The organism is Phytopseudomonas flavescens (assembly GCF_900100535.1).
GTDB classification, from domain to species: Bacteria; Pseudomonadota; Gammaproteobacteria; order Pseudomonadales; family Pseudomonadaceae; genus Aquipseudomonas; species Aquipseudomonas flavescens.
In genome coordinates, this window is sequence record NZ_FNDG01000009.1 from 96,435 (window position 1) to 120,970 (window position 24,536).

At 63.4% G+C, this 24,536-nt stretch carries 23 protein-coding genes; 8 read left to right on the forward strand and 15 right to left on the reverse strand.

Annotated elements, in window-relative coordinates:
- From cyoB to BLR94_RS13590, 5 genes are all read left to right on the forward strand, one after another.
- Complete coding sequence (cyoB, locus tag BLR94_RS13570; protein WP_084306288.1) at positions 1–1,974, forward strand: cytochrome o ubiquinol oxidase subunit I; 1,974 nt, start codon at positions 1–3, stop codon at positions 1,972–1,974.
- 3 nt (positions 1,975–1,977) lie between these two features.
- Positions 1,978–2,601 carry a cytochrome o ubiquinol oxidase subunit III gene (gene cyoC, locus BLR94_RS13575; protein WP_084306289.1) on the forward strand — a complete coding sequence of 208 codons (624 nt, stop codon included), beginning with the start codon at positions 1,978–1,980 and terminating at the stop codon, positions 2,599–2,601.
- A complete protein-coding gene (locus BLR94_RS13580) occupies positions 2,601–2,933 on the forward strand; it encodes a cytochrome o ubiquinol oxidase subunit IV (RefSeq protein WP_084306290.1) in 333 nt (110 codons plus the stop codon). Before cyoC ends, BLR94_RS13580 begins: the two co-directional genes overlap by 1 nt.
- 11 nt (positions 2,934–2,944) lie before the next feature.
- Positions 2,945–3,889 (forward strand): heme o synthase, encoded by a 945-nt coding sequence (gene cyoE, locus BLR94_RS13585; protein ID WP_208601349.1) that lies wholly within the window; start codon positions 2,945–2,947, stop codon positions 3,887–3,889.
- A gap of 112 nt (positions 3,890–4,001) precedes the next feature.
- The gene (locus tag BLR94_RS13590; protein WP_420492687.1) at positions 4,002–4,388 is read left to right on the forward strand and encodes a 3-phosphoshikimate 1-carboxyvinyltransferase; all 387 of its coding nucleotides are present in this window, start codon (positions 4,002–4,004) and stop codon (positions 4,386–4,388) included.
- On the opposite strand, the gene BLR94_RS13595 is transcribed toward BLR94_RS13590, so the two are convergent.
- Together BLR94_RS13595 and BLR94_RS13600 are read right to left on the reverse strand one after the other, a co-directional pair.
- Entirely contained in the window at positions 4,375–5,313 is a 939-nt protein-coding gene (locus BLR94_RS13595) for a class I SAM-dependent methyltransferase (RefSeq protein WP_084306293.1), read from the reverse strand. The genes BLR94_RS13590 and BLR94_RS13595 overlap by 14 nt on opposite strands.
- Before the next feature lie 135 nt (positions 5,314–5,448).
- Positions 5,449–6,645 carry an OprD family porin gene (locus tag BLR94_RS13600; protein ID WP_420492689.1) on the reverse strand — a complete coding sequence of 399 codons (1,197 nt, stop codon included), beginning with the start codon at positions 6,643–6,645 and terminating at the stop codon, positions 5,449–5,451.
- Positions 6,646–7,240: 595 nt separating this feature from the next.
- Between BLR94_RS13600 and BLR94_RS13605 the strand changes: the two genes are divergently transcribed.
- Entirely contained in the window at positions 7,241–7,597 is a 357-nt protein-coding gene (locus BLR94_RS13605; RefSeq protein WP_084306295.1) for a 5-carboxymethyl-2-hydroxymuconate Delta-isomerase, read from the forward strand.
- A 40-nt stretch (positions 7,598–7,637) separates the two neighbouring features.
- On the opposite strand, the gene gcvT is transcribed toward BLR94_RS13605, so the two are convergent.
- The 5 genes from gcvT to BLR94_RS13630 all read right to left on the reverse strand — a co-directional run bounded on the left by gcvT (position 7,638) and on the right by BLR94_RS13630 (position 13,550).
- On the reverse strand, positions 7,638–8,759 hold the full coding sequence (gene gcvT / locus BLR94_RS13610) for a glycine cleavage system aminomethyltransferase GcvT (protein ID WP_084306296.1): 1,122 nt from the start codon (positions 8,757–8,759) through the stop codon (positions 7,638–7,640).
- 86 nt (positions 8,760–8,845) lie between these two features.
- The gene (gene gcvP / locus BLR94_RS13615) at positions 8,846–11,698 is read right to left on the reverse strand and encodes an aminomethyl-transferring glycine dehydrogenase (RefSeq protein ID WP_084306297.1); all 2,853 of its coding nucleotides are present in this window, start codon (positions 11,696–11,698) and stop codon (positions 8,846–8,848) included.
- Positions 11,699–11,707: 9 nt separating this feature from the next.
- Entirely contained in the window at positions 11,708–12,091 is a 384-nt protein-coding gene (gene gcvH, locus BLR94_RS13620; RefSeq protein WP_084306298.1) for a glycine cleavage system protein GcvH, read from the reverse strand.
- Between the two features lie 285 nt (positions 12,092–12,376).
- Entirely contained in the window at positions 12,377–13,180 is an 804-nt protein-coding gene (locus tag BLR94_RS13625; protein WP_084306299.1) for a SirB1 family protein, read from the reverse strand.
- Between the two features lie 106 nt (positions 13,181–13,286).
- The gene (locus BLR94_RS13630; RefSeq protein ID WP_084306300.1) at positions 13,287–13,550 is read right to left on the reverse strand and encodes a YebG family protein; all 264 of its coding nucleotides are present in this window, start codon (positions 13,548–13,550) and stop codon (positions 13,287–13,289) included.
- A gap of 299 nt (positions 13,551–13,849) precedes the next feature.
- Between BLR94_RS13630 and BLR94_RS13635 the strand changes: the two genes are divergently transcribed.
- Positions 13,850–14,323, forward strand: a complete 474-nt coding sequence (locus tag BLR94_RS13635) for a phosphate-starvation-inducible protein PsiE (RefSeq protein WP_084306301.1) — start codon at positions 13,850–13,852, stop codon at positions 14,321–14,323.
- Positions 14,324–14,332: 9 nt separating this feature from the next.
- Here the strand turns inward: BLR94_RS13635 and BLR94_RS13640 are convergent, their stop codons facing one another.
- The 7 genes from BLR94_RS13640 to yaaA all read right to left on the reverse strand — a co-directional run bounded on the left by BLR94_RS13640 (position 14,333) and on the right by yaaA (position 21,585).
- Positions 14,333–16,966, reverse strand: a complete 2,634-nt coding sequence (locus tag BLR94_RS13640) for a DEAD/DEAH box helicase (protein ID WP_084306302.1) — start codon at positions 16,964–16,966, stop codon at positions 14,333–14,335.
- 132 nt (positions 16,967–17,098) lie between these two features.
- Entirely contained in the window at positions 17,099–17,332 is a 234-nt protein-coding gene (locus BLR94_RS13645) for a YgjV family protein (RefSeq protein WP_084306303.1), read from the reverse strand.
- Positions 17,333–17,397: 65 nt separating this feature from the next.
- The gene (locus BLR94_RS13650; protein ID WP_084306304.1) at positions 17,398–18,816 is read right to left on the reverse strand and encodes a GGDEF domain-containing protein; all 1,419 of its coding nucleotides are present in this window, start codon (positions 18,814–18,816) and stop codon (positions 17,398–17,400) included.
- Positions 18,817–18,883: 67 nt separating this feature from the next.
- Positions 18,884–19,270 carry a hypothetical protein gene (locus tag BLR94_RS13655; RefSeq protein ID WP_084306305.1) on the reverse strand — a complete coding sequence of 129 codons (387 nt, stop codon included), beginning with the start codon at positions 19,268–19,270 and terminating at the stop codon, positions 18,884–18,886.
- Positions 19,271–19,326: 56 nt separating this feature from the next.
- Entirely contained in the window at positions 19,327–20,157 is an 831-nt protein-coding gene (locus tag BLR94_RS13660) for an SDR family oxidoreductase (RefSeq protein ID WP_084306306.1), read from the reverse strand.
- Positions 20,158–20,201: 44 nt separating this feature from the next.
- Entirely contained in the window at positions 20,202–20,666 is a 465-nt protein-coding gene (locus tag BLR94_RS13665) for a multidrug transporter (RefSeq protein ID WP_084306307.1), read from the reverse strand.
- Between the two features lie 139 nt (positions 20,667–20,805).
- Positions 20,806–21,585, reverse strand: a complete 780-nt coding sequence (gene yaaA, locus BLR94_RS13670) for a peroxide stress protein YaaA (protein WP_084306308.1) — start codon at positions 21,583–21,585, stop codon at positions 20,806–20,808.
- A 415-nt stretch (positions 21,586–22,000) separates the two neighbouring features.
- On the opposite strand from yaaA, the gene BLR94_RS13675 reads away from it, so the two are divergent.
- Complete coding sequence (locus BLR94_RS13675) at positions 22,001–23,392, forward strand: PhoH family protein (RefSeq protein WP_084306309.1); 1,392 nt, start codon at positions 22,001–22,003, stop codon at positions 23,390–23,392.
- Positions 23,393–23,429: 37 nt separating this feature from the next.
- Here the strand turns inward: BLR94_RS13675 and BLR94_RS13680 are convergent, their stop codons facing one another.
- Positions 23,430–24,470, reverse strand: a complete 1,041-nt coding sequence (locus BLR94_RS13680; RefSeq protein ID WP_084306310.1) for a hypothetical protein — start codon at positions 24,468–24,470, stop codon at positions 23,430–23,432.
- Positions 24,471–24,536 lie beyond the last annotated feature (66 nt).

The window sequence follows — 24,536 nt, forward strand, 5'->3', positions numbered from 1 at the left end:
ATGTTCGGAAAGCTGACGCTAGATGCAATACCCCTGCACGAGCCCATCCTGGTAGTCACGATGATTGCCGTGGTCCTGGGTGGTCTCGGCGTGTTCGCCGCGCTGACCTACTTCAAGAAGTGGGGTTACCTGTGGCATGAATGGCTGACCTCGGTCGACCACAAGAAAATCGGCGTGATGTACATTCTCGTCGCCCTGGTCATGCTGCTGCGCGGTTTCGCCGATGCCATCATGATGCGTACCCAGTTGGCCGTGGCCACTGGCGGCTCGGAAGGCTATCTGCCTCCTCACCACTACGATCAGATCTTCACCGCCCACGGTACGATCATGATCTTCTTCGTGGCCATGCCACTGGTGGTGGGCCTGATGAACATCGTCACGCCGCTGCAGATCGGTGCGCGCGACGTGGCCTTCCCGTTCCTCAACTCGCTGAGCTTCTGGCTGTTCGTGGTCGGTGTGCTGCTGACCAACATCTCGCTGTTCGTCGGCGAGTTCGCCATGACCGGCTGGGTCGCGTATCCGCCCTTGTCAGGGATCGAGTACAGTCCGGGAGTCGGGGTCGACTACTACATATGGGCCTTGCAGATATCCGGTATCGGTACGCTGCTGACCGGTGTCAACTTCTTCGTCACCATCATCAAGATGCGTGCCCCGGGCATGACCCTGATGAAGATGCCGATCTTCACCTGGACCATCCTCTGCGCCAACATCATCATCCTCGGTGCCTTCCCGATCCTCACCGCCGTGCTCGGCATGCTGACCCTGGATCGTTACCTGGATTTCCACTTCTTCACCAATGAAGCCGGTGGCAACCCGATGATGTACGTCAACCTCCTGTGGGCCTGGGGCCACCCTGAGGTGTACATCCTGATCCTGCCGGCCTTCGGTGTGTTCTCCGAAGTGACCTCGGTGTTCGCCCGCAAGCGTCTGTTCGGTTATGCCTCGATGGTCTGGGCCACCGTGGCGATCACCGTCCTGTCGTTCGTGGTCTGGCTGCACCACTTCTTCACCATGGGTTCTGGCGCCAGCGTCAACGCCTTCTTCGGTATCGCGACGATGATCATCGCCATCCCGACCGGCGTGAAGATCTTCACCTGGCTGTTCACCATGTACCGCGGCCGTCTGGAATTCAGCTCGCCGATCCTCTGGACCCTGGGTTTCATCATCACCTTCTCCATCGGTGGTATGACCGGTGTGCTGCTGGCGGTACCGGGTGCCGACTTCCTGCTGCACAACAGCCTGTTCCTGATCGCCCACTTCCATAACGTGATCATCGGTGGTGCGGTATTCGGCTACATGGCCGGCCTCACCTTCTGGTTCCCGAAAGCGTTCGGCTTCAAGCTGCACGAAGGCTGGGGCAAGGCGTCGTTCTGGTTCTGGCTGGTCGGCTTCTACCTGGCCTTCATGCCACTGTACGTGCTGGGCTTCATGGGCATGACCCGTCGCCTGAACAGCACCACCAACCCCGAGTGGGAGCCGTGGCTGCACGTGGCCGTGGTCGGCGCTGTGCTGATCGGCATCGGTATCCTCTGCACCCTGATCCAGTTCGCCGTATCGATCATCAAGCGCAAGGAACTGGCCGACGTGACTGGCGACCCATGGGATGCACGCACCCTGGAGTGGTCGACTTCGTCGCCGCCACCGTTCTACAACTTCGCGGTAACCCCGCGTGGTGATCGCATCGACGAGTTCCACGAGCAGAAGCGTGACGGTCTGCCGGCTGCGCCAACCAAGTACTCGCCGATCCACATGCCGAAGAACACCGGCGTTGGCCTGATCATGTCCATTGGCGCGCTGGCCTTCGGTTTCGCCCTGATCTGGCACATCTGGTGGCTGGCTGCATTGAGCTTCGTCGGCACCTTCGCCGTCCTGATTCGCAACAGCTACAACCAGGACGTCGACTACTACGTGCAGCCCGATGAGATCGAACGGATCGAAAAGGCACACATTCAAGCAAAGGCTAATCAGGCGTAAACCATGTCCAGTGAAGTGATCAGCAACCATGCTGCTCATGCCGATGAGCATGAGCACGAACATCACCACGACGCGGGTGAAATGAAGGTCTTCGGGTTCTGGATCTACCTGATGACCGACTGCATCCTGTTCGCGAGTATCTTCGCGGGCTACGCGGTGCTCAGCACCGCGTACGCCGGCGGTCCCACTCCGAAGGATCTGATCGACCTGAAACTCGTTCTGGTCGAGACATTCGCCCTGCTGTTCTCCAGCATCACCTACGGCATGGCCATGCTGGCCATGTACCGTGGCGACAAGGGCAAGGTGCTTGCCTGGCTGGCGGCCACCTTCCTGTTCGGTCTGGTGTTCATCTCCATCGAACTCTATGAGTTCCATCACCTGATCCACGAAGGCGCCGCTCCTCAGGTCAGTGCCTACTGGTCCGCGTTCTTCACCCTGGTCGGTACCCACGGCCTGCACGTCAGTGCTGGCCTGCTGTGGATGGCGGTGATGATGCACCAGGTCGCCAGCCGCGGCCTGACACCGGTTACCCAGACCCGCCTGAGCTGCCTCAGCCTGTTCTGGCACTTCCTCGACGTGGTGTGGATCTGCGTGTTCACCGTTGTCTACCTGATGGGGGCTCTGTAATGGCTCATGATCACCACTCTGCCGCAGGCGCGAGCCATGGCAGCACCAAGGATTACGTCGTCGGCTTCGTGCTGTCGATAATCCTCACTGTGATTCCGTTCGCGATCGTGATGAACCCGGTCATGTCGAAAGCGGCCACGCTGTTCACCGTCGTCGCGTTCGCGGTGGTGCAGATCTACGTACACCTGGTGTACTTCCTGCACATGAACACTTCGTCCGAGCAGCGCTGGAACACGGTTGCCTTCGTGTTCACCATCCTGATCACCATCATCGTCGTAGCGCTCTCGATCTGGATCATCTGGAGCATGCACTACTACATGATGGCCAACTAAAAGAGAGCAGCCTGATGTTCAAGCAATACCTGCTCCTGACCAAGCCGGGCATCGTCTTCGGAAACATGATTTCCGTCGCCGGTGGTTTTTTCCTGGCTTCCAAGGGGGATATCGACCTGGTGCTGTTCCTGGCAACAGCGCTCGGCGTCGCTCTGGTGATTGCTTCCGGTTGCGTGTTCAACAACTACATCGATAGGGACATCGATGAAAAGATGGAGCGGACCAAGAACAGGGTGCTGGTAAAAGGCCTGGTTCCGCCGACTCATGCCATCGTCTACGCCTGCATCCTCGGGATCGCAGGCGTTGCCTTGCTCTATAAAGCCACTAACCTGCTTGCTGTCGCCTTGGTCCTCATGGGCTTCGTCGTCTACGTCGGGCTCTACAGCCTGTACCTCAAGCGGAATTCGGTTTATGGAACCCTGGTTGGCAGTCTGTCGGGCGCCGCTCCACCCGTTGTGGGCTATTGCGCTGTAAGCAACGAGTTCGATGTGGGGGCAGCGATTCTGCTGCTGATCTTCAGCCTCTGGCAGATGCCCCATTCGTACGCGATCGCCATTTTTCGTTTCAACGACTACCAGGCCGCCAACATCCCGGTGCTGCCGGTGATCAAGGGCGTTCCCGCTGCCAAGCGCAGTATCGTCCTGTACATCGCCGCGTTCCTGGTCGCCACCCTGATGTTGACCATCAGTGGTTATGCCGGCTACAGCTACTTCGTGGTGGCAGCGGTCAGCGGCGCCTATTGGCTGTGGATGGGCGTGTCGGGCTACAAGGCCGTCGACGACAAGGTCTGGGCACGCAAGCTGTTCGTGTTCTCGATCGTCACCATCACCGCGTTGAGCGTGATGATGTCGGTGGATTTCCAGGCGACGCCGAGCCAGATGCTGATGACTTCGGTCAACCATTTGTGTGGCGCGGATAATGTCAGTGGTTTCTGCGCGGCGTTCGCCGCGCGTTAGCCCCTCGGCTTGTGAACCGACGGGCCCCGCCATCGCTGATGGCGGGGCCCGTTTTCGTTCAAGGCTGTTAAGGTGTCTGGCATCAAGGTTTCAGCTATCTGGAGAGATGAGCATGGGTGAGCAGGATCCTTTCATCAAAGGCCTCAAGGAGCGTCTGCCCGACGACCTCAGGGACTCGTTCAGTGCCGAGCAGCTCGATGCGCTGCAGGTCGCCTTCGGGGCGCGTCAGTGGGGGCGCCATAGCCTGGATCTGCGCGGCACGCTCAAGCTGTGGCACTGGCGTTATTACTTCGTGCTGCTGGCAGGGCGGAACAAGCGCGATCTCAGCCGGGCCCAGCAGGAGCTGTCGCTGACCGCCAGGGCGGTAGGTGTCAGCGTATTCCTGCTGATGTCGCTGGCGCTGGGCCTGCTGTTTCTCTATCTGCTCAAGTCGGCCCTGGGCATCAACCTGTTTTCCGGATTTTCCCTGGGCCTCTGGGACTGGTTCAAGAAAGCCTGAACAGCAGCGCCTTCAGCCCACCTTGCGGATCCGTATCGGGGAATTCAGCCGGGTTCTGCAGGCGCTTTTCGAAGTGCAGGCGGGGAGCCTCAGCCTTCATGCCGGTGATCAGGAAGTCGCTGCCGATGTTGGGGTCGTTGATACAGGCCAGTACCCGACCTCTGGCGCTGAGCAGTTCGGGCAGCTTGCGCAGGATCTTCTGGTAGTCGCGGGTCAGGGCGAAGCTGCCTTTCTGGAAGGACGGCGGGTCGATGATGATCAGGTCGTAGGGGCCGTGGCGCTTCACCTTGCCCCATGACTTGAACAGCTCGTGGCCGAGAAAACTGACCCGGCTCAGGTCGTGGCCGTTGAGGCGATGATTGTCGCGGCCCCGGCTCAGGGCGGCCTTGGCCATGTCCAGATTGACGACGTGCTCGGCGCCGCCGGCCAGAGCCGCGATGGAGAACCCGCAGGTATAGGCGAACAGGTTGAGTACCCGCTGGCCTCGGGCATGTTCACGTACCCAGCGCCGGCCCAGGCGCATGTCGAGAAACAGCCCGGTGTTCTGCTTGCGGCCCAGGCCGAGCAGGAAGCGCAGGCCGTCTTCCTCGATGGTCCAGGCGTCGGGCCGTTCACCCACCAGGCACTGCATCGGGCTGTCGGGCTGGTAGCGATGCTGCAGCAGCAGGCTATGGGCCTGGCTACCCTGCCATTCGGCGGACCGGCTCAGTTGCAACAGCATCGCCTGCAACGCCGCGAGTTCGTCTGCCGGTGGCTCCCTGAACAGGCACACCAGCACGATGCCTTGCAGCCAGTCTACGGTGATGTATTCGAGCCCTGCCCAGCAGCGACCCCGCCCATGGAACAGGCGACGAGTTTGCCTGGGTGCCTCACTCAGGGCGCGCTCGAGATGCTGATGAAGGAAAGCGAGGTTGGCCGGGGTCATGGGGCACTGTCGTCTGCCGGGCGCGGCAGTTTAAAGCAAAGCGGCAGATCGCTCATGCTGCAGTGTCTCGTCGAGCCCGAAAAAAGCCCGTCACGAGGACGGGCTGAAATCGGACACTGGATGAGAGGTGACGCGTTACAGGATCGACAGCGGGTAGTTGATGATCAGGCGGTTCTCGTCGAACTCGTTGCTGCTGTAGTCGCGACGGATGCTGGAGTTGCGCCAGCGCAGGCTGAGGTTCTTGAAGGTGCCGTTCTGGACCACGTAGGCCAGCTCGGTTTCACGGCCCCATTCCTTGCCGTCGTCGATGGCGCCGACATGCACGTTGCTACCGCTGATGTAGCGGTTCATCAGGGTCAGGCCAGGAATGCCCGCGCCGGCGAAGTTGAAGTCATGCCGCAACTGCCAGGATTTCTCCTTGGCGTTGTCGTAGCTGGAATTGTAGCTGTCGTTGGCCAGGGTGCCGCCGCTGGTGCCCGAGACGCGCATCCAGCCGGTGTCGCCGCTGACCTTCTGCAGGCCGACGTAGACGGTGTTGCTGCCGTATTTGGCGGAGAACAGGCCGGAGTAGACCTTGTTGTCCAGCTTGCCGGCGCGAGCCGAGCCATCGTCTTCGCCCTGGAAGTAGCCGAGATTGGCGCCCAGGGTCCAGTCGCCGATCGGCTGGCTGTGGGTCAGCTGCAGGTACTGCTGCTCGTAGACGTCCTTGAGCTCGGCGCCCCACAGGCCGATCAGCGTGCGCTTGTCGTTGAAGGTGTATTCGCCGCCGACGAAGTTGAAGCGGTCAGACGCGGCTCCGGCGTAGATCAGATCTTCCATGCTGGCGTTGTTGCGCTCGCTGTTCTGGCGGAACTGGCCGCCATACAGGGTCAGGCCGGCGATCTCGTTGGAGGTGACCTGGCCACCGCGCAGGGTCTGTGGCAGGGAACGACCATCGTCGGCGCGCAGGATCGGCAGCACCGGCATCCATTCGCCGACCTTCAGCTCTGTCTTGGAGATCCTGGCTTTGGCAGCCAGGGCCAGGCGACCGTAGTCATCCGCCGGGCGGCCATCGTCATGGCGCGGCAGCAGGCCGGTGCCGTAGGTGCCGCCACCGCCGTCGAGCTTGACCGAGAGCATGCCCAGGGCATCGACACCGAAGCCGACCACGCCAGGGGTGTAACCGGAGCGCGCATCGAGGATGAAGCTCTGCGTCCACTCTTCGGCCTTGCTCTGGGCATTGGCCGGGTTGGTGAAGTTACGGTTGATGTAGAAGTTGCGCAGGTTCAGGGAAACCTTGGCGTCGTCGACGAAACCTTCGGCCTGGGCTGCGAAGGGCAGGGCGAGGGCCATGCTGCCTGCGCCGATGAGACCCAGCGAGATGATCTTGCATGCTGTCATTGTTGTTGTGCTCCCGTTTTTTGAACAGACCATCCTCTGCCAATCACCGATCGACATGCCGTGAGGAAGGTATGGATAGCCCCGTGCAGGGCGACAGACCTGCGTGCAGACACACAGGACTCTGCTTCAGGCCCTAGCCGTCGACGGATAGGTGGCGCGCAAGCGTAGAGATGAGTTCGACAGATTGGGCAAGGCAGCCCAGGGCCAGTTGGCGTGGCGCGGATAAGGTGAAGGCGACAGTCTTCATGGTGCGACCTTTTTTGTTTTTATTAGGTTCTGTTGTCATACAACATTGCCACTGATTATCTGCAGCTCTGAATCGGCTTGTCAACGCACGCCGATGAAACCTTCCGCCAGGCCAGCCCCCGGTGTCGGTTCATGACTCGATAATGCGGTTAAATATCCGTTAATCCTGGTCATAAGTATCGAATCGACAGATTGCTGGATATCCCTCTTGGGGGGCGATTATACGAACTTGGCCATAGGCCAGGTAATAAGAAATGTTGTGTGATAACGTATGACGATATTTATCGGTGCAGGAAATCCCATGCCGCATTGTCTTGTCGAGGGCTCGCGCTCACTGGAAAAAACGCTCGGTGGCGGCGAGCTGGTCGCGCTGCTGCATGACGCCGCCATGGGCACCGGATTGTTCAGGGAGGGTGAGGTGAAGGTGCGTCTGAGCCTCTACGACCACTACAGTGTCGGCGGCAGTCAGGGCGATTTCCTGCATGTGATCTTCTACCTGCTGGCCGGCCGCACGGACGAGCAGAAGAAAGCCCTGTCGATGGCCATCGTGCGTACCCTGGTGGAGCGCCTGCCGGAGGTCGAGAGCATTTCGGTGGATGTGCGGGACATGCGCCGTGAAGCCTTCAGCAACCGGCGCAGCTACCTGGACGCAGGCTGAGCGGGCAGGCGGGCGGCAGAGATTGCCGCCCGGCAGGTGATCAGCCCCGGTAGTAGCGCTGCGCCACGAATGGGGTCCTGGCGACTTTCATGGCGACGCGCTTGCCGCGTACCAGCGCCCATACATCGCTGTCCACGGCGACGTGGCTGCTCTGTACGTAGCCCATGGCCAGCGGCGCTCCCAGGCTCGGCCCGAAGCCACCGCTGCACACCTGACCGATGGTTTCTCCCTCGGCATTCACCAGTTCTGCACCTTCACGTACCGGCGTGCGTTCCTGGGGTAGCAGGCCGACACGTTTGCGGGCGACGCCTTCCCGCTGCTGCGCGAAGATCCGCTCGGCACCCGGGAAGCCGCCTGGGCGAATGCCATCGGCCCGTCGCGCCTTGGAGATCGCCCAGAGCAGGCTCGCCTCGATCGGCGTGGTGTCGGTGCTCATGTCGTGGCCATACAGGCACAGGCCGGCCTCCAGGCGCAGCGAGTCACGGGCGCCCAGGCCGATCGCCTGCACTTCGGGCTCGGCCAGCAGGCTGCGCGCCAGGGCTTCGGCGTGGGCGGCGGGCACGGAGATTTCGTAGCCATCCTCACCGGTGTAGCCCGAGCGGCTGACGTAGCAATCGACGCCGAGCAGGCGTACCGCCGCGAACTGCATAAAGGTCATCTTCGCGACTTCAGGTGCCAGGCGGGTGAGTACGTCGACTGCCTTGGGGCCCTGCAGGGCGAGCAGGGCGCGCTCGAAGCGCGATTCGATCTGGCACTGGTTGGCGATGTGCTGCTGCAGGTGCATCAGGTCCTGATGCTTGCAGGCCGCGTTGACCACCAGAAACAGCGTGTCGTCGCCCAGGTTGGCGACCATCAGGTCGTCGAGGATGCCGCCGTTGGCGTCGGTGAACATGGCGTAGCGCTGCATGCCCACCGGCAGGTCGACGATATCCACCGGTACCAGGCTCTCCAGCGCCTTGGCGGCGCCGGCGCCGCGCAGGATGATCTGGCCCATGTGCGAGACGTCGAACAGCCCGGCGGCTTCGCGGGTGTGCAGGTGTTCCTTCATCACGCCGAGCGGATAGTGCACCGGCATCTCGTAGCCAGCGAATGGCACCATGCGTGCGCCCAATTCCAGGTGCAGCGCGTGGAGGGGCGTTTTCGCCAGAATTTCAGAGCTCATTGCGCTCTCCTGTGTAGGTCGTGAGCGGCCCGCAATCGCGTGCGGGCATAAGGGGGGCTGCCGAAGCGTTCGGCAGCCCGGCGCGATCAGGCGTCCTGATAAGCCTCGATGGGTGGGCAGGCACAGACCAGATTGCGGTCGCCGAACACGTTGTCGACCCGGCCTACCGGCGGCCAGTATTTGCCGTCGATCAGGTTGCGGGTCGGGAAGACCGCCTGCTCGCGGCTGTACGGATGCGTCCACTCACCCACCAGTTCGGCGGCGGTGTGCGGGGCATTCTTCAGCGGGTTGTCGTCGACATTCAGCTCGCCGCGTTCGACCGCACGAATTTCCTCGCGAATGGCGATCATGGCGTCGCAGAAGCGATCCAGCTCTTGCTTGGACTCGCTTTCGGTCGGCTCGATCATCAGCGTGCCAGCCACCGGAAAGGACATCGTGGGGGCATGGAAGCCAAAGTCGATCAGGCGCTTGGCCACGTCGTCGACACTGATGCCGCTGCTGTCCTTGAGCGGTCGCAGATCGAGGATGCACTCGTGGGCCACCAGGCCGCCTTCACCGCTGTACAGCACCGGGTAGTGCTCTTCCAGGCGACGGGCGATGTAGTTGGCATTGAGGATCGCCATCTGCGACGCCAGGCGCAGGCCGGTGCCGCCCATCATGCGGATGTACATCCAGGTGATCGGCAGGATGCTGGCGCTGCCGAATGGCGCGGCACTGACCGCGCCTTCCTTGCGCTGCATGTGGGCGTGACCGGGGAGGAAAGGCGCCAGGTGGGATTTCACGCCGATCGGGCCGACGCCCGGGCCGCCGCCGCCATGGGGAATGCAGAAGGTCTTGTGCAGGTTGAGGTGGGAGACGTCGCCGCCGAACTTGCCGGGTGCACAGAGGCCGACCATGGCGTTCATGTTGGCGCCGTCGATGTACACCTGGCCGCCGTTGTCGTGAACGATGGCGCAGATCTCGCGAATGCCTTCCTCGAACACCCCGTGGGTCGACGGGTAGGTGATCATGATCGCTGCAAGCTGATCGCGGTGCTGCTCGGCCTTGGCGCGCAGATCGGCGATGTCGACGTTGCCGCGGGTGTCGCAGGCGGTGACGACCACGCGCATGCCGGCCATGTGGGCGGTGGCCGGGTTGGTGCCGTGGGCCGATTGCGGGATCAGGCAGATGTCGCGCTTGTCGTCGCCGCGGCTGTGGTGGTAGGCGCGGATCGCCAGCAGGCCGGCGTATTCACCCTGGGAGCCAGCATTGGGCTGCAGCGACACGGCGTCGTAACCGGTGGCAGCGCAGAGCATGGCTTCCAGCTCGTCGGTCAGTTGCCGGTAGCCGGCGCTCTGCTCGACGGGCGCGAAGGGGTGCAGGTTGCCGAACTCCGCCCAGGTGACGGGAATCATCTCGCTGGCCGCGTTGAGCTTCATGGTGCAGGAGCCCAGTGGGATCATGCTGCGGTCCAGGGCCAGGTCCTTGTCGGCGAGCTTGCGCAGGTAGCGCATCAGCTCGGTTTCCGAGTGGTAGCGATTGAATACCGGGTGCTCGAGGATCGCCGACTGACGCCGTTGCCCGGCCGGCAGCGCGCTGTCGGCAGCGTTGGCCAGGGCCGCGAAATCCGGCAGGGGCTTGCCATCGGCGAACAGGATCCAGAGTTGCTCGATATCCGCCTGAGTGGTGGTTTCGTCGAACGACAGGCCGATACGCCCGGCGTCCACTTCGCGCAGGTTGATGCCGGCTGCACGGGCTTTCTGGTGCAGTGCCGCGGTCCGCTCGCCACTTTGCAGGGTGAGGGTGTCGAAGAACGCCTGTTGTTCGATCTGCAGACCGAGCGCCTGCAGGCCGCGGGCGAAGATCAGCGCCAGCTGGTGGACGCGCTGGGCGATCCGGGTGAGCCCCAGGGGGCCGTGGTAGACGGCGTACATGGCGGCGATATTGGCCAGCAGCACCTGGGCGGTGCAGATGTTGCTGGTGGCCTTCTCGCGACGGATATGCTGTTCGCGGGTCTGCATGGCCAGGCGCAGGGCCGGGTTGCCGAAGCGATCCACCGAAAGGCCGACCAGGCGGCCCGGCATGTCGCGCTTGAATGCGTCACGGGTGGCGAAATAGGCGGCATGCGGGCCACCGAAACCCAGTGGCACGCCAAACCGTTGCGCGCTGCCCAGCGCCACGTCGGCACCGAACTCGCCAGGCGCCTGCAGCAGGGTCAGGGCCAGCAGATCGGCTGCCACGGCCACCAGGGCGTTGGCGCCGTGGAAACGCTCGACCACGTCGCGGTAATCGAAGATGTCGCCATTGCTCGTCGGGTATTGCAGCAGAGCGCCGAAGAAGGCGCTGGCGTCGTCGATGGCGGCCTCGTCACCGACCACCACTTCTATGCCCAGCGGCTCGGCGCGGGTACGCAGCACGTCGAGAGTCTGCGGGTGGCAGTGCTGAGAGGCGAAGAAGGCGTTGGCGGCCTTGTTCTTCGACAGCCGCTTGCAGAAGGTCATGGCTTCGGCGGCGGCGGTGCCTTCGTCGAGCAACGAGGCGTTGGCGATAGGCAGGCCGGTGAGATCGCTGATCAGGGTCTGGAAGTTCAGCAGCGACTCCAGGCGGCCCTGGGAAATCTCTGGCTGATAAGGCGTGTAGGCGGTGTACCAGGCCGGATTTTCCAGCAGGTTGCGCAGGATCGGCGAGGGCGTGTGAGTGCCGTAGTAACCCTGGCCGATATAGTTGCGAAACAGCTGGTTCCTGGCGGCGATGGCCTTGATGGCGGCCAGCGCATCGGCTTCGCTCTGGCCGTCGCCAGCAGGCAGCACGCTGGTGCCCTTGATGCTGCCCGGAATGACGCTGGCGGTCAGTGCGTCGAGGTCGCTGAAACCGAGGGTTTCGAGCATGGCAGCGGTATCTTGGTCGCGTGGGCCGATGTGGCGTGCGATGAATTCGTTGCGAGTGGTCAGGTCGGTCATGGTGTTCTCTCAGGCGTCGGCTTTGGCGTTGAGCAGGCGCTCGTAGGCGTCCTGATCGAGCAGGCCGGCCAGCGCCTCGGCGTTGCCTGGGCGGAAGCGGAAGAACCAGCCCTGTCCCAGCGGTTCGGCGTTGACCAGCTCGGGGCTGGCCTCGAGTTCGGCATTCACTTCGACCACTTCGCCGTCGAGCGGCATGCCGATGTTGCTCGCTGCCTTCACCGATTCCAGCACGGCCACTTCTTCACCGGCGGTGTAGGCCTGCAGGTCGGGCAACTGTACGAATACCACGTCACCCAGTGCGTCCTGAGCGTAGGCGGTGATACCCACGGTGACCAGCCCGTCAGCCTCCTGACGCAGCCATTCGTGCTCGACGGTGAAACGCAATTCGCTCATGAGGACTCCTTGGTGGTTTTGCTGCCCATCTGTGTGGGCGCGGCTCGTTGAACAAGCCATTAGCAAGCTCGGTGCCAGTTTAATTTTTACTTATAAATCATGGACTTGAAGGATTTCTGTAAATGGCTTCTGCTTGACCGTATCTATTTCGATACAAATTTTCCCGCCGTTCAGGGCGAGGCCATGCAGAGGCTGCGCATGTCGCACCTGGCACACTGTGTGTCGGATTGAATACGGTGTATTGAGATCGATACATGCTGCGGCGTTTAGAGGGACCGCAGCAAGTCAGTGCAGCGCGCTGCGAGTACCCAACCGGCGCAGGCGATCACTGAGGCGCAGGTGCAGCGCAGGGTCGTTGCACAGCAGCAGCGCGCGCTGGATATCGAAGCGCTCTGCCTGCGGGCAGTCGAGTCGCTGATAGAGGTCGGCCCTGGCCAGGTGATCGCCGACGTTGGGAGGCGTTAACTGCAAGCAACGTTCGGCGTCTTTCAGGGCAGACAGGTAATCTTCTTCCTGCACATGCAGATGGCGCAGGTTGCGCGACAGGCGCACGATCATGTCGCGGGCATCGCAGGCCAGCATGTGCTCGGCGCTCAATTGGGCCTGCGGAACCATGTGGCGCAGCAGCAGCTCACGGCAGTCGCGGGTGTACAGTCGCCGCCCGCCACAAGGGTCGAGCAGGTGGTCTGCACCGGGAACCCGCAACAGGAAGTAGCCTGGGAAATTGACGCCCTGCAGGGGGATCTCAAGGCGTCTTGCCAACTCCAGGGCGATCAGCGCGATGCTAAGGGGCTGGCCGCGACGACGCTGCAGCACCTTGTGCAGCAGTGCGGCCTGCGGCCGTACCGGGTTGTCGTCGTCTTCATGGAAGTGCAGGTCGTTGAGGCTGCGCAACAACGGCTGCGCGAGTTCCTGCGGCGGCAGGTTGGGGAGGCCGGCATCGACCTGGTGCTTCAGGCCACCGAGTTCGTCTACCACTTGCCTGGGCTGCAGGGTCACGTCGTGTTCGGCAGCAACCCACAGGGCCGCTTCGAAGAGCGCCGGCTGCTCGGCGTTCAGGCAGGCAAGGCAGTGGTCACGTGCGCTCATGGTCACCTCCCGTGGGTGACCTCTGTTTTAACCGTGCGCGCGCCTGACGTCTAGAGCTGAAGGCCGAGGATATGTAGCCGGCGATCTGTCCGCCGCCGTCCGGTGATCATTGCGCCTGGGCTTCGCTACCTAGCTCGCCGAGGGCATCGGGCTGATTCTTGAAGGCCTTGGCGAACACATCGCGGTTTCTGGCCATGTAGATGCCCAGCTCTTCGCCCTGTTCCTCGCTGAGGGACGGTACCGCCTTCTGCAGTACATCGCTGAGCAGTTCTGCCAGCTCCAGCATCTTGTCGTGACGGTCGGCTTCGGCTTTATCCATGAATAAACGCTCCGGATCGCGACTGCTGCGGTACACCACTTCGACGGCCATTCATCACCTCTACGCCTTCACGCTAATGGTTGAAAAAATACTGTTCATGCATACAGTTTCGGCAAGCATAGTGAACCTTGCTGCATTTGAACAGGGTAAACATGATTCCCGGTATGCGCGGCATCTTGTCACGCGCCGCAGGTTGTCGCATCCGTGCCTTTTCGGCGACAGCGGGCTTCTCTGTGCCACGGCAGTCGCTCCGGGCCAGCTTCGCTGGTCTCGTTCCTGCATGGAGATGTCACGCGGACGTGTCATGATGACCGCGTTGCCGGCTGCATCAATCGTCAGAGGGGAAGGGTATGAAGTGGGTAGATAACAGCCGCAAACAGATGCACAAGGGGGCCAATTCGATTGGCAACCTGTTCGTCGAGAGTTTCCATTACCTGGGCCTGTTCGTGATTGGCGGGGCGACTGCCTGGGCCTCCGTCGCAGCCTTTCTGGGCATGCTGGAGAAGGGCAGTGCCAGCGTGGACGACATTCTGCTGCTGTTCATCTACCTGGAGTTGGGGGCGATGGTCGGTATCTATTTCAAGACCAACCACCTGCCCATCCGTTTTCTTTTGTACATCGCCATCACGGCGCTGACCCGTTACCTGATCGGCGATGTGTCCCACCACAAGGCACCGGATATCGGCCTGCTGTACCTGTGTGGCGGTATCTTCCTGCTGGCGCTGTCGGTGCTGGCGGTACGCTTCGCCTCGTACCGGTTCCCGTCCAGCAAGGCCATCGATTCGACCGGTGAAGTGGTTGGCGACAACTATTCGGAGAAGTGATCGAGCGGCTCAGTCACCCAGCGGGGCGAACAGCGCCTGCAGGTCGTCCTCGCTGAGTTGCCATTGCGCCTGGCTGCCGCCTTCTTCCAGCAGGCCGCGGGCCAGGCTGGCCTTGGCCTGCTGCAGCTGCTGGATCTTCTCTTCGACGCTGCCCCGGGCGATCAGCTTGTAGACGAACACCGGCTTGTGCTGGCCGATCCGGTAGGCGCGGTCGCTGGCCTGCGCCTCCGCTGCGGGGTTCCACCAGGGGTCGAAGTGGATCACCGTGTCGGCGGCGGTGAGGTTGAGGCCGGAGCCGCCGGCTTTGAGGCTGATCAGGAAAACCGGATACTGCCCTGCCTGGAACTGCTGTACCGGCGTACGGCGATCACGGGTGCTGCCGGTGAGCTTGGCGTAGGCGATACCGCGGGCCTGCAACTCGACCTCGATCAGTGCCAGCATCGAGGTGAACTGAGAGAACAACAGTACCCGACGGCCTTCGCCGATCAGCGCTACGAGCATCTCCAGCAGGCTGCCGAGCTTGCCGGAGTCGCTGCTGCTCAGTTCTTCCGGGGCTTCGCCCAGCAGGCGCAGGTCGCAGCACACCTGGCGCAGGCGCAGCAAGGCTTCGAGGATCAGGATCTGGCTGCGGGCCAGGCCCTGACGGGTGATTTCCTCACGCACCTTGCGGTCCATGGCCAGGCGCAGAATCTCGTAACGGTCGCGCTGGGCCGGGGTCAGTTCCACCCACTGGGTGATCTCTGTCTTCGGTGGCAGCTCGCGGGCCACCTGTTCCTTCTTGCGACGCAGCACGAAGGGTTTGATGCGCCCACGCAGATGCGCCAGACGCTGCTCGTTGCCATGCTTCTCGATGGGCGTACGGTAGTCGCGGGTGAAGCGCTTGCTGTCGCCGAGCCAGCCCGGCATCAGGAAATTGAACAGCGACCAGAGTTCGCCCAGGTGGTTTTCCAGCGGCGTACCGCTCAGGCACAGGCGCTGTTGCGCATTGATCTGGCCCGCGGCGAGAGCCGCCTTGCTGCGCGGGTTCTTGATGCTCTGGGCTTCGTCGAGAATCAGCAGGTGGAAGCGCTGCGCGGTCAGTGTCTTCAGGTCGCGTGGCAGCAGGGCATAGGTGGTGAGCACGATGTCGTGATCGGCGATCAGCTTGAACAGGCTGCGCCGCTTGCCACCGTGCAAGGCCAGGACCCTGAGGCTCGGCGCGAAGCGGGCGGCTTCATCCTGCCAGTTGGGAATCAGGCTGGTGGGCATGACGATCAGAGCCGGTTGCAGCAGGCGGCCGTTCTGTTTCTCCAGGAGGATGTGCGCCAGGGTCTGCAGGGTCTTGCCCAGGCCCATGTCGTCGGCCAGCACGCCGCCGACCTCCAGTTCGGCCAAGGCCTGCATCCAGCCCAGCCCCTGCAACTGATAGGGACGCAGTTGCGCCTCCAGGCCGAGCGGAGCGCTGACGGTCTGCTGCGTGGTGTGCTGCAGGCGTCGCGCGAAATCGCGGAGATCGGCACCACCTCGCCAGTTCAGGGCCGGGCCCTGTTGCAGGGCGTCGAGGCGCGTCGCATCGGCGCGTGACAGGCGCACCCGGGTGCCGATGTCTTCGCCATCACCGATGAACAGTTCGCCGAGCGCCGCCAGCAGGGGCTTGAGCCGTGCATAGGGCAGCGCCACGCGGCGCTGGCTGTGGGGCAGGCTGACCAGCAACAGTTCTCCGTCCTGGCGCTGCGCCAGAGCTTCGCCGGAGAGCAGCCAGGGGCTGCGGCGAATGGCCAGGAGCAGAACCGGTAGCAGGCTGATGCGCTGGCCCTCCACCTCGATGCCCAGTTCCAGGTCGAACCAGCCCTGACCGGGCGCCTCGTCGACATCGGCATACCAGTCGTCGATCTGTGCCAGGTTGTAGTGAAAGTCGGGCTGCACTTCGACCCGCCAGCCCTCTTCGCGCAGGGCCGGTACCTGCTGCTGCATGAAGGCCAGCCAGGCTGCGTCTCCCAGCAGTTCGAAGTGCTCGCCGGGGTGCTGGGCGAGCGCCTCGCTCTGTCGCAGGGCGGTACGCAGGCCGGTTTCTTCCAGGCGCTGGCGCAGCTCGTTTTCGCGGGCCGCATCGCGCACGATGCGCAGCTGCCGGGTGGGCCCGAGGCGATAGAGCAAGTCCTTGGCCGGCTTGCCCGCTGCGCTGTGGCCCTGATAGTCGAAGGCCAGGGCGGCGCGGTGCTGGGTCTGTTCCAGCATGCGCCCCTTGCGCGCGTCGAAGTGCACGCGCACGTGGCTGCCGAGGGTCAGCACCGGTATCGGCGGCACATCGTCGATGCGGGTTTCTTCCATGGCTTTTTCGACGACGATCAGTGAGCCGAGGTCTTCGCCGGCGCGCTGGCGGGCTTCCAGGGTGAGCAGGGCGGCGACTACGTGCTTGCAGTTGAAGCCGACCGGGCAGCTGCAATGGCCGGTTACCGACCAGCCTTGGCCATAGGGGTGCAGGGTGATGCGCTGCTGGTACGGCCGCTCGCCATTGCCCTGGCAACTGGCGAGCAGGCTGTGGTCCTTGAGGCTGAGCAGGCGGCTGAGGCCGCGGCTGGCGTAGTCCTGGCCGCGGCGCAGTGCGCCGTCATCGAAATCGCCGCGCCAGTCGGCCTGCTGCAGGTGCAGGATGTCTGGCATCAGGCGAGCGCTCCGGGGGCAAAGGCAGGGTTCGGCATGGCAGGATGAATGCGGTGGCAAGCCGCCGATGGTCTCACAGGCGGAGCGGGATTGGCAGCACCCGTACGGCTGATGCGCCCGTGCCGGGGCGGCTCACTTGTCTTCGGTCTTGATCGCACCGCGAATGTTCATGGCGGCCAGGCACAGTTGTAACGCGATCAGGGCGTAGGCATGGCTGTAGAGGCCCCAGACGATCCACAGCAGATTGCTGGCCATGAACACCCAGAAACCCAGGTTGCGGCGCTGGCGCTGTTTCGAGGCGACCAGCCAGGCGGCGGCGACGGTAACCAGCATGGCTGGCCATTGCAGCCAGTCGATGTATTCCATGAATGCGCTCGTTTATCAGCAAGGACTTGAGGTGCGACCCGGCTGGTAGAGGTCTGTTCGACCTTTCAGACCGGTTGGCTCTCGCGTTGGGCCTTGTCGGCGTACATCTCGGCGTCGGCCATGCGTAGCAGGTCGCTGGCGGTTTCACCGTCCTGGGGAGCGATGGCGATGCCGATGCTGATGCCGATATGCAGCGTTTGCTGGTTGAAGGTGATCGGCTCGCTGAGCGTTTCCTCGATGCGTTGCCCGAGGCGAATCGCCGCTGCACGATCGAGGCCTGGCAATAGGGCGGCGAACTCGTCGCCCCCCAGGCGCGCCGGCATGTCGATGCGTCGCAGCAGGCCGCGCAGGCGTTTGGCACTGACCTTGAGCACTTCGTCGCCAGCCGCGTGGCCGTAGCGGTCGTTGATCTGCTTGAAGTGATCGAGGTCGATCATCATCAGCGCGAACGGTGTGCTGCGCCCCTTGCTGCTGAGTGCGTTGGCCACGCTGTGGTCGAAGAGACGACGATTCGGCAGGTCGGTCAGGGCATCGAAATGAGCCAGGGTGTTCAATGGGCGCAGCAGGTGGCGGCAGATCAACAGCACGACCAGGGCCGACAGCACCAGGCTGGCCAGCAGCAGGTAGCGCTGGAAGGTCTCGATACGCTCATAGACAGCCATGGTATGGTTCAACGACCTGCCCATGATCAGCAAGACCTCGCTGGCGCCCTGGGCGTTGAGGTTGGCGAGCGACACCGAACGCATCAGGTACTCGTTGCCTTCGTCCTGCAGCGTCCAGGCCGCGCCATCGACCAGCGCGGCCGGGTTGCCCAGCAAACGGTCGAAGCTGCTGTCGAGGGTGTCGCCATGCAACTGCCAGGCGCCATTCTCGCCACGCGACATGATCACGAACTCGGTATCGGTGACCTGCTTGAGGTCGTTGGCGAAGTCGTCGTCGATCGCGAAGCCCAGGGTGAGTTCGGCCTGCGGCGTGGGCATGTTCACCACGCTGTGGATCAGTTGGTAGAGCACGCCGCTCTGGCTGCGCAGCATGGCGATGGGCAGTTGCCCATCGGCGCTGCCGGACTGCGTAGCAGCCTTGAGCAGGGGAACGATGTCGGCCTGTTGCAGCTCGCTGGGCACGCTGGCGATCAACTGCCGATCGAGGGTGTTGAGCACGGCGATATCGGCCTGCAGGCGGCTGCCGTGATTCTGCAGCATGGATTCGATGGTCGCCCGCTCACCGATGGCGATGGCTTCCTTGAGACCGTAGTCGGACGCCAGCACGGCGGCGCCCTGGGTGAGCTGCCGTTGATGCAGTTCTAACAGTTGCTCGACCACTTGGGCGGTGGTGCCCAGCTCGCTATTGATGGTTTCCTCGACGATGCTGCGGTTGGTACGCACACTGACCAGGTAGACCACCATCTGCACCGTCAACAGCGCAGCCAGTAGTGCCAGAATGATGCGTCGCTCCTGGGTCTTGATGTGCTGGCTGGTTCTCATCGAATGTCCGGTCGGGATGATGTGGTATCGAGTGTAGAGCAGCGATTTCCCTGCAAGTGCCCTGCGCTCAGGGCATCCGCTTGAAGATTCGTTCGGAGAACAGCATCTGGGCGAGCAGCGGATAGCTCAGGTAGTGCAGTGCGAAAATCACCACACCCATCGGGCTGGGTTCGTCCTGCAGGGTCATCATGCCCAGCAGGCCGGCATACAGCAGCGCCAGCATGCCGCCATACAGCCACACCAGGCGGCGCCGTTCCCCGCGGCTCGGCGGGCGGCGCTGTGTCCAGGCGAACAGCAGGGCCATCAGCGCCGCCACGCTGGCGGCGATCACCAGTGTGGCCAGCACGCCGCCGAGTTTCACGAAGCTGCGCAGCAGCAGGTTGAGCAGGACGGCTGCGACCACGCCGATCACGGCGTAGCGGGTCATGGCGACGGAAGCATGGGATGGAGGCATGGCGGCACGGCTCGGTGCAAAGGATGAAACCTGAGTCTCGTCGCTGGAGCCGGGTTCTACAAGGCGCGATCCAGGCCGAAGCGGCGGCTCAGCAGGCGATCGAGCAGCGCGCCGGGCAGTAGGGCGGCGAGCAGCGGCAGTGCGCGGCTGCCATTGCCGATGCGGAGCACCCGTGGCCGCTTGCCGCCGTTTACGGCGGCGAACACATTGCGAGCGACGTGGCTGGCAGGGGTCGGATTGTCCTGGGAAGCCATGGCGCGGGCACGGATGCCGTCACGCATGGGCCACCAGGGCGAGTGCTCGCCGATCAGCTGCTCGGCCTGACGGCTGGCCTGGGTGCCGAAGCTCGACTCGATGGCGCCGGGCTGCACCTCCAGCACGCCGACGCCGAAAGGCGCCAGCTCCAGGCGCAGGGCATCGCTGAGGGCGTGCACGGCAGCCTTGGAGGCGCAGTAGGCGCCTGCGAACGGGGTGACCAGCACGGCAGAGACACTGCCGATGTTCACCACCAGCCCCTTGTTGCGGCGCAGTAGCGGGAACAGCGCCCGGGTCACGCTGACGATGGCGAACACATTGGTTTCGAACTGTCGGCGCAGCGCCGTGGCACCGCCATCGATCAGCGGGCCCATGGCGCCATAGCCGGCGTTGTTGATCAGCACGTCCAGGCCACCGATGCGTTCCTCCAGGGTGGTGGCCAGTCGCTCGACTGCAGCGTCGTCGTCCACGTCCAGTTGCACGGCGTTGAAGCCCGCCTCGCTCAGGCGCGCCACGTCTTCCTGTTTGCGGGCGCTGGCCCAGACCTGGTAGCCCTGCTGCGCAAAGGTGTCGGCCAGTGCGCGGCCGATGCCACTGGAGCAGCCGGTGATCAGCACCGTGGGATGGCTCATGGGGAATCCTTGTGCTTGTCGTTGTGTGGATCGTTCACCTGTTTTCAGCGACTGAACGTACCTTGCAGCTGTTCGGCACGAAACTCCAGGGTGCTGGCGCGGTAGCCGCTCCGCAGGGGGGGCAGGGGCAGGCAGGTTTGCCAGTCGGCACCCGGCAGCAATTCACCGGGGCCGCTGTAGCGTGGCGTTTCGTAGAGCCGCTGTGCCAGGTTGACGCTGTCGCCTGGGCGGTAGGCGGCTACCTGCCAGCGCAGCTCCAGCAGGGCGGCTTCGCTGCCGTTGTGCAGGTGCAGGCTCAACGGGCGATCGGCCGGGCAGCTTTGCGGCGCATGACTCAGGCGCAGCTCGAGGCGAGCCAGGAGACGATTCTCCCGGCTTTCCTGCCACAGCACCCAGCTCGAGACCATCCCCAGGCCGACCAGCGCGGCGAGGGAAATGGGCAGGGCCTTGGCCGGATAGCGGATCAGCAGGATGAACCAACTGAGCACCAGAATCGCGCCGACAATCATCGCGGGACCTTGAACGTCGAATGTGGGGCAATCCTACACAAGCCCGGCTGCCTCGGCACGCCTGCAGGGTTGGAGGATGTTTCCACTAGGGTCTGTGCCCGTTTCAGCGCGGCCGTGCGTGAAACGGGAACAGACCCTGTCACTGCGGGGCGTGATCGCGCAGGAACACCAGCTTGTCGGCGCTGGAGTCCTTGGCCGAAAAGCGGTAACCCTGGTCGTCGAAGTCCTTGAGGTCCTTCGGATCCTTCAGGCGCTCCCTGATCACGTGGCGGGCCATCAGGCCACGGGCCTTCTTGGCATAGAAGCTGATGATCTTGTACTGGCCGTTCTTCAGGTCCTTGAATTCGGTGTCGATGATGCGCGCCTTGAGCACCTTGCGCTTGACCGCGCCAAAGTACTCGTTGGAGGCCAGGTTGAGCAGCACGTCGTCGCCCTGGGCCTGCAGCGCCTGGTTCAGCCACTCGCTGATGCGCTCGCCCCAGAAGGCGTAGAGGTCCTTGCCGCGGGCATTGGCCAGCTTGGTGCCCATCTCCAGGCGGTAGGGCATCATCAGATCCAGCGGGCGCAGCAGGCCGTACAGGCCGGAAAGCATGCGCAGGTGCTGTTGGGCGAAGTCGAAATCCGCATCCGTGAAGCGTTGCGCATCCAGGCCGGTGTACACGTCGCCCTTGAACGCCAACAGTGCCTGCTTGGCGTTCCGTGTATCGAAGGCCGGCGTCCAGCTGCCGAAGCGTGCGGCATTGAGGCCGGCGAGCTTGTCCGACAGGTGCATCAGCTCGGCGATCTGTGCGGGGGAGAAGTCGCGCAACTGGGCGACCAGTTCCTGGGCGTGGTCGAGGAATTCGGGTTGGGTGAAGCGTGACGTCACCGGCGCGGTGTCGTAATCCAGGGTCTTGGCGGGTGAAATCACCATCAGCATAGGTCGTCTCCTTCAGCGGAGCGTCGATTCTAGCCGATTCGGCACCATCAGCAGCGCTGCGTCCGGAAACGCTTCGGCGCTGCGCCACGGGGGCGTCCGACTCCGGACTTTAGCGGCGGGCTGGGCGGTCGCCAAGGGTCATTCGTCTAACCGAAAAATAAACTTCAAAAATCTGAAAAGATCGTTTTCCTGTCACATTTTTTGGAGTATCAACGAACTGTGGCCTGCCGCGAGTCGATCATGATGATCCGTCGCTGCAGGCAACGCCTTGAAAGACCGCCGAACCCTGCAGACAGGTGGCGGCCCCCGGCCCTCATCCGTTTGCACCTCTCCGCCCGGGCGGGGAGTCGGTGGCCCTGTGTGGCGGAGCGCCGTCCTGGCATTCCGTCGCTGGATCCGACAAGAGGTGACGAGTATGGATGACCACGGACGCATCAAGCCCACCGCCCCAACCTTGTACGCCCTCGACACCAATGTCCTGATTCACGACCCCAACGCGCTGCTCAATTTCGAGGAGCACCACGTCGCCATTCCGATGACCGTGCTGGAGGAACTCGACAAGCTGAAAACCGGCAAGCAGGGAGTGGCCGCCGAATGCCGGCAGGCGATTCGTCTGATCGACAAGATCCTCGACGGCGCCAGCCCCGAGGAAGTCGAGCACGGCGTACCGATCCAGCGTGGCAAGGGCGAACCGCGTGGCTTCCTGTCGATTCTCATGAGCAAGAGTGCGGCGCCTGTCACCTGGTTGCCGGAAGACCTCAACGACAACAAGATCATCAACCAACTGGTCGAACTGAAGTCACGCCGGCCGGGCACCTCGGTGGTGCTGGTGACCAAGGACATCAACATGCGCCTGAAGGCGCGTGGTTGCGGCCTGGACTCCGAGGACTATCACACCGACCAGTTGGTCGACGACATCTCGCTGCTCTCCAAGGGCTATCACAACGTCGAGGGCGCCTTCTGGGACCGTGTCGCCAAGGTCGACACCCGGCAGGGCCATGGCCGTACCTGGCACCGCGTGCAGTTGAGCGAAGAGTTGCCGGGGGTCAACGTCAACGAGTTCATCATCGACGAGCAGGGCTTCGTCGGCTGGGTCAAGGAGGCCGAGGGCGGCGAACTGCTGATTCTCGACCTGCATCAGGAGCCGCTGCTGCACCAGGAGGCCTGGGGGCTCAAGCCGCGGGACATCTATCAGGCGCTGGCGCTCTATGCACTGCTCGACCCCGACATCCACCTGGTCAACCTGACCGGCGCCGCCGGTTCGGGCAAGACCATTCTGGCCCTGGCGGCGGCCATCGAGCAGACCATGGTCAGCAAGCGCTACCGACGCATCATCGCCACCCGATCGGTGCAGGGGCTGGATCAGGAGATCGGCTTCCTGCCCGGTACCGAGGCCGAGAAGATGGAGCCCTGGCTGGGTGCCATCACCGACAACCTCGAAGCCCTGCACATGGACGACGAGAACACCCATGGCAGCGTCGACTACATCCTGCAGAAGGTGCCCTTGCAGTTCAAATCCCTGAACTACATCCGTGGACGCAGCTTCCAGCAGAGCCTGATCCTAATCGACGAGTGCCAGAACCTCACCCCGCACCAGATGAAGACCATCATCACCCGCGCCGGCAGTGGCTCCAAGGTGATCTGCCTGGGCAACCTGGCGCAGATCGACACGCCCTATCTGTCGGCACCCAGTTCAGGCCTGACCTACCTCACCGAGCGGTTCAAGGGCTTCGAGCATGGTGTGCACATCACCCTGCAGGGCGTGCCACGCTCGATACTCGCCGAATACGCGGAAAGCCACATGTAACCGCCGTGGCGCACGCCCCGAGTCGTGGTGCGTGCGCTCAGACGGGCCAGAACGGTTGGCCGGGGCGCGGCAGGTTCTTGCGCTGCTGGATCTCCTGCAACTGGATATCCAGCTTGCGCTTGCCCGTCCAGGCCTCCAGGGTGCATAGCGAAGCCGGCAGCTGGTTTTCCACCAGCGCGAGCAGGTCGAGCGCCGGGACCGTGCGCAGGCGCAGATCGGCCAGGCGTGACGCCGCCAGCCCATGCAACTGCGCCAGGGACTTGCAGGTACTCAGCAGCAGGCCGTGCAGTTCGGGGGCACCCTCGAGGTCGAGCCGGCCCAGTTGTGCCTGATCTTCGACCCAGAGTGCCCGCAGGCCCGGGAAGTGCTCCAGCTGCAGGTCTTTGAGCCCGCGCACCCGTATGATTTCCAGCTCGCGCAGCCCCTGATGTCGCAATTCCGGCATGGCCTCTCGGCTGCCGAAGCTGACCGAGAGAAACACCAGGGCCGGCAGGTGATTGGCCACGTCCAGCGGCGTCCCGTGCGGTTGGCGATGCAGGTACAGGCGCTCGAGACCGGGATGCCCGGCCAGAGCCTGGAGATGGTGGCTCTGGGCGCTGAGCGCCAGAGTATGCAACTGCCCCAGGCCGGCCAGGGGCGCCAGATCCAGCACCGGGCCGCGATCCTGCGAGACCCGCAAGGTGCGCAGGCGGGCCAGGTTGGGCAGGGCCAGCAGGCCGGGAAAGTCGCCGTGCTCGACCTGCAGCGCGAACGCCTCGAGGTGCGCCAGGTTGCCCAGTGCCGCCTGCAGGCCATGGGTCTGGCGCAAGCAATCGAGGGTCAGCGAACGAACCTGTGGCAGGTGCTGAAGAACGCTGGCGTCGAAGCCTTCGCCTGGCTCGTGCGAGTAGAAACGCACCTCGAGCCGCTCCCCATGGCGTTCGCACAGGGTGTCGAGTCGGGCCAGCATGGCCCCGTCGTAGGCCGCGCGCCGGTCGAACTGAACGATGCGCCGGGCTGACGGTTGTTCGCTCAGCGGCTGTGCCAGATGCTCCTCTATCTCGGCGAGGGCAGGGTTGGTCAGGCGCGGGCTGGGCATGGTCGCATCTCGGTGGGGCGCGGGGCCGCCATGCTCTCACCTGTTGACTGCCGGCGCCACCTGCCG